This is a genomic window from Rhizobium sp. Leaf453, from assembly GCF_001425605.1.
Taxonomy (GTDB): Bacteria; Pseudomonadota; Alphaproteobacteria; order Rhizobiales; family Rhizobiaceae; genus Pararhizobium.
Genome location: NZ_LMRG01000014.1, coordinates 1 through 12,490 on the forward strand (window position 1 = coordinate 1; position 12,490 = coordinate 12,490).

Genomic DNA, 12,490 nt, shown 5'->3' on the forward strand with positions numbered 1-12,490 from the left:
TTAAACGGACGATGCACGGCCCGCATAACGCGCCCGCTCGGCATCGATCTCGGCCTGCGAATAAGGATCGGCCTTATTGTCGAAGGAGGTCCAGCCCTGCCCCTCGTACGCCGTTCGGCGAGCCGGCAGATCGACCCAGTTGGAGCGCTGGAGGATAGCTTCGGCTTCCGGGGCACGGGCGTCATCGACCTTGGCGGTCACCAGGGTACCGCCTCGGCGCACACCTTCGGCGTAGACGTGAGCATCACGCTCATCGACACCAGAATCCGTCAGAGCTCCGACAATACCACCTGCCGCACCACCGACAACCGCGCCGGCAACAGCACCGGCAGCGGTGGCCGCCAGCCAGCCTGCGGCAACAACCGGTCCGACACCCGGGATCGCCATGATGCCAAGGCCCGTCAGCAGACCGCCGACGCCGCCGACCGCAGCACCGATGCCGGCGCCGGTGCCTGCATCTTCGGCCACATCATTGTCGTTGTCCTTGAAGCGTCCGTCCGAGTTGTTGGAGACGATGCTGATATCGTTGTCCGAAATACCTGCGGCTTTGAGCTGGTCGACGGCCGAAGTTGCATCGGAATAATGGTCGAAAAGGCCGGTTACGGTCTTTGTCATGGTGTTTCTCCTCGTTGTTGTTCTTGAGACGCGCTTACTTGGCGACGATGTTGCCCTGGTAGTCCATCGACACCGTCACGGACTTGCCGTCCTTGGTCGCCTTGGCCTGCCACACGCCCTTGTCGTCGAGCTTCAGGTCGGTGACCTCGGCATAACCCGCTTCGGTGATGCGATCCTTGGCCTGACCTTCGGTAAAGCTGTTTGCGCCCTCGACTGGCGCGGTTGCGTTCTGGTCGGAAGGCGTCGCGACTGCTGGCGTATCGCCGTCCGGGTTTGCCGCCGGCTTGGTTTCCTGTGCGAAGACCGAGGTTGCGGAAAAAGCGACGGCCGCCGCTGCGATAAGNGCGACTGCTGGCGTATCGCCGTCCGGGTTTGCCGCCGGCTTGGTTTCCTGTGCGAAGACCGAGGTTGCGGAAAAAGCGACGGCCGCCGCTGCGATAAGAAGTTTCTGCATGGTGTTCTCCTTGCGGGATCGTTGAATGATCCTCGACGACAGAACACTCAAAGAATCAAATGGTTCCGAGGACCGGGGCCGCCAATCACGCCCTAGACCTTTGCCGGATCCGTCCCAGACTAAAGTCTCATGCCGTGCGACTGCTGGACCAACGCCAGATGGAAATTTGTCCGTCGCAGCGTGGTGCTCAAACCTTTACATTTGGAGCAAAAATGCAAAAAGCACGGCGAGGAAGACCCGGCCGTGCTTGTTTGAGCAATTTCCGTTTTTCAGTATGGGGAATTACACTGGCGCCTTGGTCCATAGTTCGGCTGATAGGTGTTGTCATAGGCGCGATAGCTGCGATACCTGTTCATACACCATTCGACATGGCTGCCAGCGTACCGAACTGGTCGGTCAGCCACGACTCCACCGATAATTGCCCCGGTGGCAAACGCGGCGAGAGGAAACCACATTCCATTGTACTGACGATAGCCGCGGCGGCGCTCGTGATAACCGCGGTGGCCATTATAGTAGGCTGCGTCGCCACGACGGTGGAAGCCGTGGCGGCGGATATCATCGTGGTGACGCCGACGGTGCTGCACGGTCTCGACATCTTGGGCAGGCAAACTAATATGCGGCTGTTGAGGGGCGACGAGAGCGTGTACCGGACCGAACGACGTTGCGAACATGATGGCGGAAAGCGCCAGCGGTGCTACTCTTAAAGCTGAGAGGTTCATCTTTATCTCCTGATTGAGCGGTGAGGCCATCTCACGCTTCGTCTACTGAATGATCCCCTCGCTATGTGGTTCCCCGCTGACAGCCTTCTGCGACCTTTGCTTTGACACGTGGGACTTTCGTCTTGCTTTCTCGCAGCAATAGACCAAGAGGCGCGGTATCGACGCTCCAAAATGGAACCCTGTTCCAGCGGTTGCGTTCGGTGGCTCAATGATAACGCTATCGGGATGCGGCAGGTCGTTTCGAGTTCATTCTGAACCCTTCCCAAAATGACCGGTCTCGCTTGCCTCTCAGGAGCGGTCGGAACGCAGGAGCCATCGATGACCTGTCCTATCCTGCCCGTTCTGGGCATTACACTCTCTCTCACCGCGATAGCGGGGAGTGTCATGGCGATCCCCAATTACCTTCCCGAGCGTGAAGTCAAAAAGCTGGGCAACATAGACATCACATCGCTCTGGACTTCCCGTCCGGTGTCGGTCGATCCCGGCAAGCAGAATTTTGAGCGCCTTCCCGCTCTGGTCGTCGAGCTGCCTAAATCAGCAGAGATGAACCCCGGCGTTGACAACATCGTCATAAGTGCGATCCAACCTTCGAGGCAGGTTGCCCGACATGACCTCTCCATCGATGGCGAAAAGGCGGGCGGCGGCCAGATCTTAAATTATCAGGTAGATACGGAAATGGCGGCATGGTGCGCCGATCGTTATAGGTCCTATCGCGTTTCGGACAACACATATCAACCGTACAGCGGTGCGCGTCGACAATGCGAACCGCCGTTCACGGCGTCGGTCAATGGCTCGGAGACCGCCGACGTCGTCCAGGAAGCATCCAACATCGGTGCGATCGGCTATTCCGGTGATAGCCATGTCCAGTGGTGCTTCGCGCGCTACCGCTCCTACGACCCCGGCAACAACACCTACCGGGCGTTTAGCGGCGAAATCCGCTCCTGCGTGTCTCCTTATATTTGACGGTGAGGCGATGTATGAATTCGTCGGCTTTCCCGCTCCCGCTCGTTGACGAACCGCCTCCCCGCCATAGTTTGTGACAAACAGTTCGCAGGCTGACAATGCTGCGTTGGGAGTATCTGACAGGGATGCACGCTTTCTCCAAAGGCGATTACTGGAAAGCACCTTCGCTGGCCCAGCAGTTTCTTCTCGTGGGAGGCTTGGTGTCGCTCGTCGCGACCATGATCGTCGGAGCGTTCGTCAGCAGGCTCATTGAAGATACGGTCACCAGGAATTCCGGGGCTGCGACTGCTCTCTACGTCGATAGCGTCATCGCACCTCTGCTGCCGGACATGCAGGCCAGCACCAACCTGAGCGACTCCGTGAAACAGGCGCTTGACGAGACTCTGGGCCAGGGAGCGCTTGGAAAACGGCTAATGTCGTTCAAACTCTGGCGACCCGACGGCGTAATTCTGTATTCCAACGACAAAGAGCAGATCGGCCAGAAGTTGCCACTCAGCGACGGCCTGCAGGCAGCGCTCACCGGAAAGATGGTTGCTGAGTATGACAACGTCGACGATGTCGGGAGCGAGAGCGAACGCGAAAGCGGCATGCCGCTCCTCGAGGTCTACAATCCGGTGCTTCAGCCTTGGTCTGGCGATGTCGTGGCGGTTCTTGAGTTCTATGAGGTTGCGACTGATTTCCAGCGCAGCCTGACCCATGCCCGGCTGCAGAGCTGGATTGCTGTGGTGGCGTTCACCATGACATTCTTCGCCATTTTGTCTGCCCTCGTGTTCAAAGGGAGCAGGATGATCGACAGCCAGCGTGAGGCGTTGAAGACGCGGATCCAAGACCTCTCAGACCTTCTCACGCAGAACGGCGAACTCAGCGCGAAGCTCCAGCGTGCGAGCCAACGCACGACGGCGTTGAACGAGCGATATCTGCGGCGGTTGGGCGCCGAACTGCACGATGGACCGGCCCAGCTTGTGGCTCTTGCGGCACTAAAGGTCGACAGCGATGCCATCAGCAATCCCCGCACGCCGCGGAAGGTAAGGGACGGCGAGATCTCATCGATCAAATCCAGTCTGGATGATGCGATGCAGGAAATCCGGACCATTTGCAGTGGCCTTGTCCTGCCGCAGATCGAAGGAGCCGATCTCAGGGAGATCATAGAACGGGCAATCAAAGCGCATACGCAGCGCACGGGCACAGCGGTGAGGTTGTCGATGTCTCCCATTTCACCGCTGCTCTCGACCGTCTCGTTGTCCGTAAAAATCTGCGTCTACCGTTTCCTGCAGGAGGCGCTCAACAACGGGTTCCGGCACGGCGGCGGAGCTGGACAATATGTCGTGCAGACCTTTGACGGTCAGAACGTGTCCATAACTGTCGGTGACATCGGTCCGGGCTTCGAGCCGGCGGACATCAAACCGTCGAGTCTTGGACTGTCGGGCCTGCGCGAGCGGGTCGAGAGCCTCGGCGGATATTTCGACTTGAAAACATCGACCCAGGGGACTGTGCTGCGCATGTCCCTGAACCTGCATGAGATGGAGCCAGCATGAGCAAAGAGATAACGATAGGCGTCGTCGACGATCATCCGCTGTTTCGCGAAGGCGTCATGCGTATCCTAGCGGAAATCCCAGGCTTCCGGATCGTTGGCGAAGGATCTACCTCCGATGAGGCTCTTTCGTTGAGCACCACCCTCAAGCCGAGTATCCTGCTCATGGATATTTCGATGCCGGGCGGCGGGTTGAATGCAATCGAGCCCATCCTGCAGGCTAACCCTGCGCAGAAGATCATCATGCTGACGGTATCGGAAACGGGCGATGACGTGATGAGTGCGTTGTCAAAAGGTGCGAAAGCCTACGTACTGAAAGGCGTCGGGTCACGGATCCTGGCTGACATCGTGAGATCGGTGGACGCGGGTGACACGTATGTCTCGCCGTCGTTGTCGGCACGGCTGCTGTCCGACATGTCATCATCCGAAGCCTTGGCAAAGCGGCGAAACCCGATCGACAATCTAACAAATCGCGAGCAGGAAGTCCTCAACCTTGTGGCCGAGGGCTTGAGCAACAAGCGGATAGCCCTGCGGCTCGGCGTGCATGAGAAGACGATCAAGCAGCACATGACCCACATCTTCGCAAAGCTGGGGATCAGCAATCGAACGGAAGCGGCCATGACTTTAAGGGACGCAACGACCCGCACTTGAGAGATTTCCAGGACTTAAGTCCTGCATGATCACGGCATAGGTCGTGGCCGGGAACAGGTTTAGTTTCATGACGTTCAGCTCCTGTGAAAAAACATTGGAGACTGCCATGAACACGAAACTCATTCTCGCATCAGCCTTTGTAACGGTTGCCCTGGGCGGTTCTGCCTGTGCTGATGACGCCAATAGCGCGGTCACAGGAGCCGCTGGTGGCGCGGTCACAGGTGCGATCGTCGGCGGCCCGGTCGGTGCTGCCGTCGGTGGTGCTGTCGGCCTCATCGCAGGTGCTGCCATCGACCCGCCGCCGGAACGCGTCGTCACCTATGTCCAGCAACAGCCCGTGCAGAACTCCATTGTCGTCAAACAGCCGATCGTGGTGGGAAAACCCGTGCCGCAGGAGGTCGTACTGACGCCCATCGCGGAGGATCCGCGCTACTCGTATACCGTCGTTAACGAACAGCGCGTCATCGTCGACCCGCAGACACGCACGGTCGTGCAGGTCATCCAGTAAGACAACAGCTTCCGCGTTTTTGGACGCGGCAGACAACGGGGAAGATGACAACTGAACCGCCTGATCTGCCTCGTTAGCGTGATTGTCATCATCGGCACGTAAGGCTCGCATGAGCTGCCCCAGGAGGGGCGACGCGGAAGCGCCGCCCCGATCATCCCGAGACCGAACAATACCAACATACACACGAGATACGACAATGTCCTACGACAATACCGTTAAGCCATCCTCCTCTCTCGGGGGTATGATCTTCTTTCTGCTGCTCGTCATGATCGGAATTTCGGCCACCATTGTTTCGACAGGCATGATTAACACCTCGGAGCGACAGGCGAAGGTCTTTATTCCCGTCGCCGGCGATACGCTCGCTGCGAAGAAATAGTTGCGGTTTGTCCCGTCGCCCGCAACGCGCTGTGGTCAGCCGGTCTTAAGCATGCAACCGGTATCATGGCTCTAATTTTAAAGGACACGTGGCCATGTGGCTTGAGCTGACGTCTGAGAGCGATGAGAAATTGTACGTGAATGCCGACCAGTTCGTCGTTATCTATCCGGTCAATGAGAACAAGCTCACAAGAGTCCTGACGCCCGCCGGCCCAATAATGGTGAAGGAGCCGCTGGCGTTCATCCAGTCCAAACTCGAACAGTTGGCGGCCCAAAAGTCGGTTTGACCCGCAGCGTTCAGCGGCGAAAAAGCCGCAGCCGGATCTCGTCTCCCAAGGTGGCACGGCGGTTGACGATGGTGCGACCCTTGGAGTCTTTCATGATGTATCTGCCATTGCGAACGACTTCGCTCATTCCATCATCGTGGCGAACCGAAAGCGATGCGGAGCTACCCTTGCTGGTCACACCCTTGTCCTTCGCTCCCTGAGAGTTCGAGTTTCCTGGCGTCTCGCTCTTGCCGCCCTTGTTTCCGCCGCCGTTTCCGTTCCCTCCGCCGTTATTATTGCTACCTCCATTTCCGTTGTTGCCGTTTTTTGCCAGTGCGGTCTGAAGCATAAAGCCGTTTGGGTAGTCCGACACGCTCACCGAACAAGGAGCGGCGGCGATGAGCGCACTGAGGACAATCGAAAGCTGAAGCTGGACGTTCTTTTGGCGCGTTGGCACGACTCACTCCCTGAATGCAAAATTGCATACTATCCGGCATCACCAGCGAAGCGGCCGAACGGCGGGTTGAGATGGCGCGGGCCGCATCTCAACTTATACTCTGGTTGCGCCCGTCTGGATCGTCAATGCTAAGCCTTGGCTTTCGTGGAAAGTGGGACCTTTCGCCCGCCCCAAGTGATACTAAGGTCCTGTGACCGGGTCGTTGAAAGCGCCACACCGCAGAGAAATCCGGCCTTGAGCACGCGCCTGCCCGGCCAAGACGTCAAAAGTCTAGGTCTCATGGAAGACTGAAGTCGGATGCCTTGGTGAGAGCACATGCGCTATGATCGTTGACAGATTGAACGACCCGGCGCGGCGAGACGTCGCGCAGGCGCATCACAGTGGAGGTAATTGGTATGACGGACGGGTTCACGATCTACGCCTACACTTTGGGGAACGGAAGTTCGCTGTCCTATGTGTCGGACGAAACGCGCGCGTATCATGACGCTCGCAGTCATCGCCGCTTCTTGCGCGAAGATCCAAACCGACACGTTCCCGAGCGAACCGGAATTTACCGGGTTCAACTGCGCCGCTTGCCTGTAGACGCGATACTCGACATCCTGAATGATCACGGTAACGTGGTGGAAAGGTTCGTGGAGGCCATGGAGCCGATTGGGATCGTCGTCGATGTGGAGGAAACGGCCCCGTGACCCATTACGCCTGGACGATCAAAGCCGGCGGGCAGCACGACGTCCAGAAGGTCACGACGTTGCCGGAGCTCTATGACGTGCTGCAAATGTTGAAGCTGCCAGGGATAGCGCCGCCGGCGTGGTTGACCATGGATCCCTGGCGAGACGAATTGCCTTCCGATGGCTGTTACGTCTTCAATGAAGGCAGCTCGAATGAGTGGTCGGTGGTCTGGACGAAGGTAGCCTACGGTCCCGGCGATGAAGGCTAAGTGTGTCCGCGGATTTTTACCGTGCCGGCATCGTTTCGTGCGGGCGACCGCCACCCTAAGGAACGCTAGTGCATTGGAATTTTCGAGCTGGCGTCGCGACTGCTATCACGGAGCTTCCGAACTTTAGGTGAAGTATTTTTGCGTCGGGAAACATTTATGAAGAGTGGGCATCCATTCACTGCATAGCGTCCACGCTCAAGCGCTTCGCTCACATTTCATGCTGAGTTTGCAAGCAACCCTCGGAACGCGCGGTTTGGACTACAGCCAACTGGACGACTGCAGATAAAGAGCAGGGCAAACATAATTACTGAATCTCTTCAGCGTTCGATACGCTTTTGGCTCTGCGACAGCATACGTTGAGCCTCACGCGTCCGTGCGCAGACTAGGGCGTCCCAGAGCTTCTGGCCGACATGCCAACGTGTATGTTCTGAACCGTGGGTCATTGGATCGCTTTCTGGTTAATCTCTTAAAAATCTTATAGAGGAAAGGGGCGGCGAGTTGCAGCAGAGAGCTTGCATTGCAGCAATGCATTTCCGCATTGCTGGGCGCTCTCGGGGCGCGGCACCAGCGCAAGATGAGAGTTTCGTTTCAGAAGCACTTGCAATAGATTAGCTCGACCAAGAGAGTTCAGGACAACCATGCAACTCCCCATCAAGTCGATCCTGGTTTTTCACGCCGCCGGTCGCGCAGGAAGCATTTCGCGTGCCGCAGAAGAGCTGCGAGTAACGCCATCCGCCGTCAGCCAGCAGATTCAGTTGCTGGAAGGCCAACTCGGCGTCACGCTTTTGGCGAAGGCCGGCCGCGGGATCGTATTAACGGAGGCGGGTGAGCGATATTTCTCGATGATCGCCGACCAGATCGAGCGTATCGAAGACGCCACCGGCACAATCCGTGGTTTCAGGTCAGTGACGACATTGACCGTGCGCGCTACCCCAACCCTGTCCAACAAATGGCTGCTGCCGCGACTGAGCACCCTGCTCGACAAGCATCCTGACCTCGAGCTTCGCCTCGATGGCACCAACGAACCGACAGACTTCAACCAGGAAGCCGTCGATATCGAGATCCGGCATGGGGACGGCCGCTGGCCCGGCCTTTTCGTCGAGGGTGTCGCAGACGAGCAGTTCTATCCGGTCTGCTCTCCAAATTATGCGCCGGCTGGCAGCATGAAGCCTGAAGACCTGCTCGATCATCGCCTTATCCATTCTGCAAAATCGCAAGCACAATGGAACGGCTGGTTTCCCTTAGCCGGAATTGCACCAAAAGAACGTTGGCGCCGTATCCTGTTCGACCGCAGTCACATGGCCATTGACGCTGCGATCCGGGGTATGGGCATCGCCCTCGAGAGCACACTCATGATGGGAGACGAGATCGAAAATGGGCGTCTCGTCTGCCCGGTGGCGTCTCCACCAGTCGTCAGGATCACGACACAATGGATCGTTTGTCCGCGTGATCATCTTCGGCAGAAAAAGGTGCGCATATTTCTCGATTGGCTGCGACTGGAAAGGGAGACTTGGCAGAAAACCTATCCATCGGGCTCTCTGTCAGGTTGAGTGAGCGGGATCAAGCAACTCGACAGCCGCCCTCTCGGCAATCAAATCTGGCGGCAGCGTAATTCCCAGCCAGATTGCCTCTTCGACGCCGCCGGGTACCTCCAATGTGGCAAGCTGGCTCTCCAGCAATGAACCGGTGGCGAAGTGCCCCTCCCTCGCTTCCAACCGCGCTGAGATCAATTCCGGGGCACCATTTAAGAACAGGAAGCGGACCCCTGGTAGCCGCTCTCGAAACAACTCCCGATAGCTGCGCTTCAGGACTGAACAGGCGATGACAACGGGCGATTCGTCGATCGCCAACGCACTATCGCACACGCTGTTTAGCCAAGGCATGCGAAGTTCATCCGTCAGGGGATGGCCGTTGCGCATTCGCTCGACGTTTTCGGGAGAATGCAAGTCGTCCGCCTCGATGAAGGCGCAGTCGAGAAGGCCGGCAAGACGCCGGCCTATCTCTGATTTCCCAGTCCCGGCGACACCCATGACCACGATAAATCCGGGGTATTTGCCACTCTGGATGGGGGAGACTTGCCGACCTCCCATGTCAATACATCCCCAGCAGACGGATCGGACCGAGTGTCAGGATCGGGAAGAGCACAAGAGCGAAGATTGCCAGCGTCAACACCGCCATCGGCGCAAGCGAACCACGAATGACGTCCTCGACCCTCATATTGGCCACCTGTGCCGCGGCGAACAGGCAAACGCCGACCGGTGGCGTCACGAGACCGAGTGTCAGCGTCATCACCGTGACGATCAGAAAGTGGATGGGATCGATGCCGAGCGCCTCCACCGGCGGCATCAGCACCGGAATGAGGATGAACATGGCCGGAATGGCCTCCATGAAGATACCGATGATCAGCAGGAAGACGAAGATGACCAACATGCCCGTCAACGGACCGAGGTGCATTGCCTGCAGCAGATCGGCAACCTTTTCCGGCAAGCCGTCATAGGTGAACACCCAGGCGGCAATCTGCGATGTCGCCGCGATGAACAGGATCGTCCCGGAAATACGCGCCGTCGAGATCAGGATTTCCGGCAATTCGCTAACCGGAAGCGTGCGGTAGACCAGAACCCCGAGTATGCCGACATAGACCACAGCGATCGCGGCTGCTTCGGTCGGCGTGAACAGGCCGCTGGCGATCCCGATGATCAGGATCAGCGGCGTCAGCATCGGCAGAATGGCGCGAAGACCGCTGATGACAACCATGCGCAGATTGAAGGGTGAAGGAGGATTGTAACCGTAGTAAACGGAATAAAAGTGGTTGAAGACCATGAAGGCGAAGGCGATGAAGAGGCCTGGCACCAGACCGGCCACCAGCAGCGTTCCGATGGAAACATTCGCGATCGAGCCGGCAATGACGACGAGGATCGATGGCGGAATGATCGACGACAGTGTCGCGGTACAGAGTGTCATGCCGACCGCATAACCCTTTGGAAAGCCGTGGCGCTCCATGGCCTTGATCTCGATGGCGCCAACCGAGGCGATATCGGCGACGGAAGAGCCGGATACGCCGGAGAAGATCACCGATGAGATCACGTTGACGTGGCCCAGGCCGCCCGGCAGCCAGCCGACGATGGCTTCAGCGAAATCGAAGATGCGCTCGGCCACTCGCCCGCGCTCCATCACCGTACCAACCAGAATGAACAGAGGTACCGCAACCAGCAGAAACGAGTTCATCGAGGAGAACATCGTCTGTGACAACAGATCGAGCGGCATGGAGGTGAACAGCCACAAGGTGGCGACGCTGGCCAGCGCCAAGGCGACAGCAAGCGGAATGCCGAGCATGCTGAGCCCGAAGAACGCGACGAGAAGAAAGACCGACATGGATCAATGTCCTGATGTGATGGACACATCGGCATGGGCAATCTCGCCCGCCGGAAGTCCGAGTTCGGGAAGGGCGATCAGATCACGACGGCTGTGCAGCGAATCGATGATCGCCAAGATCGCTATGACTGCCGAGACCGGCATGACCATGCCGATGAGCCACATGGGAATGGGCAGGGTCGCGGCCGTTTCGTTCATCATGATCTGCTGGCGCATGAGCGTGAACCCGGTCCAGCCCATCAGCCCGAAGAAGAGAACGGATGACCCGACATAAATCGGTACTGCCAGGTGCTGGAACAACCGACGGCCCATGACGAGGAAGACAACGACGCGGGCGCTTTCCACCGTCCGAAAACCTGCCGCAAGGCCGAGAAAGACCATCCATATAAAGAGAAAGCGAGTGGCCTCCTCGGTCCAGGGCAACGGGTGCCCCGTCAACCGGCCGACAACCTGCAGAAGGACAACGATCAGGACGCCGGCACAGGCAGCACCCGCCGCAACATCGGCGATGATCCTGACCACGGTACCCAGCAGTGAACTCATGGAACTACGCATACGAATGCCCTTCACAGGAGTGCATGGACGGATGGATAGCCGGCACCTTGTCTTCAGGCAAAGTGCCGGCGAGGCATCAGTTCGTGGTGGCGAAGGCGCGCGTGCGGTCGAAGAAGGACTGGTCCTTCACGAGTGCGGAGAACTTCTCCTCGAGACTGGCCGCAATATCAACGAAGGCCTTGCGCTGATCGTCGGTCAGCTCGTTGACCTCCATGCCATTCGCCTTCAGCGTCGCGAGCGACTTTTCGATATCCGCGGCATCATTCTCGGCCTTCCAGGCTTCCGTCTCCTTCGCCGCATCGTTCAGTGCCGCCTTGAAGGCATCGCTCAAGCCATCATAGCGTGCCGGGTTCATGCCAAGAACCCAGGCATCGGCAATGTGGTTGCTAATCGTTGCGTAAGTCTGGACTTCGTAGAGCTTGGCGCTGACCGGCACGTTGATCGGATTCTCCTGACCATCGACGACTTTCAGCTGCAGAGCGTTATAAACTTCCGCGAAAGCCATCGGTGTCGGGGCGGCACCCATGGCGCCGAAAAACTCGACCCACAGCGGGTTGTTCGGGACGCGGAGCTTCATGCCCTTCATATCGGCGGGGGACGTGATCGGGAGCTTGGAATTGGTGATCTGGCGCAGCGGACGCGACCAGAGATCGACACCCTTGATGCCTATATTGCCGAGATCCGACTGCAGTTCCTGACCGAGATCGCTGTCGAGATAGGCCCGCAACTGCTCGATATCGCGGAACTGGTAGGGTATCGCGATGGCCGTGAACTTGGGATTGAAGGTCGCGTAGAGCGATGTCGAATTGAGCAGCATATCCAGCGAGCCGCCGGCCAGCTGCTTCACGCCGGCCGAGGGATCACCGCCATAGAGCGTGCCGTTCGGGAAGACCTTGATGGTCAGTTCGCCATTGGTCTTGGTGGATACGATTTCGGCAAATTTCTTTGCAGCCAGCGTGATCTCCGATGTGTCCGCGTCCGGCGTGGACAGCGTCAGGGTTTCCGCGTGGGCGATCGAGGCGGTCATCAAAGCCGCTGCAGCGATCAGGCTGCGAAGGGTGTAGTGTCTCATGGTCATTCCTCCCGT

17 protein-coding genes are annotated in these 12,490 nt (G+C 58.2%); 9 read left to right on the plus strand and 8 right to left on the minus strand.

What is annotated here, in order from left to right; translation table 11 throughout:
* The 3 genes from ASG68_RS17355 to ASG68_RS30730 form a co-directional block, all read right to left on the minus strand.
* Window positions 1-615 (minus strand): general stress protein, encoded by a 615-nt coding sequence (locus ASG68_RS17355; RefSeq protein ID WP_062609930.1) that lies wholly within the window; start codon window positions 613-615, stop codon window positions 1-3.
* A gap of 34 nt (window positions 616-649) precedes the next feature.
* Window positions 650-958, minus strand: a 309-nt coding sequence (locus tag ASG68_RS17360) for a PepSY domain-containing protein (protein WP_244484267.1), incomplete at its 5' end; no start/stop codon positions are given.
* Between the two features lie 380 nt (window positions 959-1,338).
* On the minus strand, window positions 1,339-1,818 hold the full coding sequence (locus tag ASG68_RS30730; protein WP_244484268.1) for a BA14K family protein: 480 nt from the start codon (window positions 1,816-1,818) through the stop codon (window positions 1,339-1,341).
* 288 nt (window positions 1,819-2,106) lie between these two features.
* Here ASG68_RS30730 and ASG68_RS17370 point away from each other — a divergent pair, with 288 nt between their 5' ends.
* The 6 genes from ASG68_RS17370 to ASG68_RS17390 all read left to right on the plus strand — a co-directional run bounded on the left by ASG68_RS17370 (window position 2,107) and on the right by ASG68_RS17390 (window position 6,103).
* Window positions 2,107-2,751 carry a BA14K family protein gene (locus tag ASG68_RS17370; protein WP_210173830.1) on the plus strand — a complete coding sequence of 215 codons (645 nt, stop codon included), beginning with the start codon at window positions 2,107-2,109 and terminating at the stop codon, window positions 2,749-2,751.
* A 98-nt stretch (window positions 2,752-2,849) separates the two neighbouring features.
* The gene (locus tag ASG68_RS17375) at window positions 2,850-4,286 is read left to right on the plus strand and encodes a sensor histidine kinase (protein WP_244484269.1); all 1,437 of its coding nucleotides are present in this window, start codon (window positions 2,850-2,852) and stop codon (window positions 4,284-4,286) included.
* Window positions 4,283-4,933: a LuxR C-terminal-related transcriptional regulator gene (locus ASG68_RS17380; protein WP_062581722.1), complete on the plus strand. Its 651-nt coding sequence runs from the start codon at window positions 4,283-4,285 to the stop codon at window positions 4,931-4,933. Before ASG68_RS17375 ends, ASG68_RS17380 begins: the two co-directional genes overlap by 4 nt.
* A 106-nt stretch (window positions 4,934-5,039) precedes the next feature.
* Window positions 5,040-5,441, plus strand: a complete 402-nt coding sequence (locus ASG68_RS17385; protein WP_062603761.1) for a DUF1236 domain-containing protein — start codon at window positions 5,040-5,042, stop codon at window positions 5,439-5,441.
* Window positions 5,442-5,637: 196 nt separating this feature from the next.
* The gene (locus ASG68_RS31470; RefSeq protein ID WP_062603759.1) at window positions 5,638-5,817 is read left to right on the plus strand and encodes a hypothetical protein; all 180 of its coding nucleotides are present in this window, start codon (window positions 5,638-5,640) and stop codon (window positions 5,815-5,817) included.
* A gap of 94 nt (window positions 5,818-5,911) precedes the next feature.
* Window positions 5,912-6,103 (plus strand): hypothetical protein, encoded by a 192-nt coding sequence (locus tag ASG68_RS17390; protein ID WP_062603757.1) that lies wholly within the window; start codon window positions 5,912-5,914, stop codon window positions 6,101-6,103.
* A gap of 10 nt (window positions 6,104-6,113) precedes the next feature.
* On the opposite strand, the gene ASG68_RS17395 is transcribed toward ASG68_RS17390, so the two are convergent.
* Window positions 6,114-6,539 (minus strand): hypothetical protein, encoded by a 426-nt coding sequence (locus tag ASG68_RS17395; protein WP_082478529.1) that lies wholly within the window; start codon window positions 6,537-6,539, stop codon window positions 6,114-6,116.
* Window positions 6,540-6,934: 395 nt separating this feature from the next.
* Between ASG68_RS17395 and ASG68_RS17400 the strand changes: the two genes are divergently transcribed.
* The 3 genes from ASG68_RS17400 (at window position 6,935) to ASG68_RS17410 (ending at window position 9,026) form a co-directional block, all read left to right on the plus strand.
* Window positions 6,935-7,228 carry a hypothetical protein gene (locus ASG68_RS17400; protein ID WP_062609931.1) on the plus strand — a complete coding sequence of 98 codons (294 nt, stop codon included), beginning with the start codon at window positions 6,935-6,937 and terminating at the stop codon, window positions 7,226-7,228.
* Window positions 7,225-7,476, plus strand: a complete 252-nt coding sequence (locus tag ASG68_RS17405; protein ID WP_062581736.1) for a hypothetical protein — start codon at window positions 7,225-7,227, stop codon at window positions 7,474-7,476. The genes ASG68_RS17400 and ASG68_RS17405 overlap by 4 nt, the downstream gene beginning before the upstream one ends.
* A gap of 638 nt (window positions 7,477-8,114) precedes the next feature.
* The gene (locus ASG68_RS17410; RefSeq protein WP_062581738.1) at window positions 8,115-9,026 is read left to right on the plus strand and encodes a LysR substrate-binding domain-containing protein; all 912 of its coding nucleotides are present in this window, start codon (window positions 8,115-8,117) and stop codon (window positions 9,024-9,026) included.
* Here the strand turns inward: ASG68_RS17410 and ASG68_RS17415 are convergent.
* The 4 genes from ASG68_RS17415 to ASG68_RS17430 all read right to left on the minus strand — a co-directional run bounded on the left by ASG68_RS17415 (window position 9,018) and on the right by ASG68_RS17430 (window position 12,475).
* A complete protein-coding gene (locus tag ASG68_RS17415; RefSeq protein ID WP_062603753.1) occupies window positions 9,018-9,566 on the minus strand; it encodes a gluconokinase in 549 nt (182 codons plus the stop codon). The genes ASG68_RS17410 and ASG68_RS17415 overlap by 9 nt on opposite strands.
* A 1-nt stretch (window position 9,567) precedes the next feature.
* Window positions 9,568-10,848: a TRAP transporter large permease gene (locus ASG68_RS17420; protein WP_062603751.1), complete on the minus strand. Its 1,281-nt coding sequence runs from the start codon at window positions 10,846-10,848 to the stop codon at window positions 9,568-9,570.
* A 3-nt stretch (window positions 10,849-10,851) separates the two neighbouring features.
* Window positions 10,852-11,391, minus strand: coding sequence for a TRAP transporter small permease (locus tag ASG68_RS17425; protein WP_413814024.1), 540 nt, complete (start codon window positions 11,389-11,391; stop codon window positions 10,852-10,854).
* Window positions 11,392-11,479: 88 nt separating this feature from the next.
* On the minus strand, window positions 11,480-12,475 hold the full coding sequence (locus ASG68_RS17430; protein WP_062603746.1) for a DctP family TRAP transporter solute-binding subunit: 996 nt from the start codon (window positions 12,473-12,475) through the stop codon (window positions 11,480-11,482).
* Window positions 12,476-12,490 lie beyond the last annotated feature (15 nt).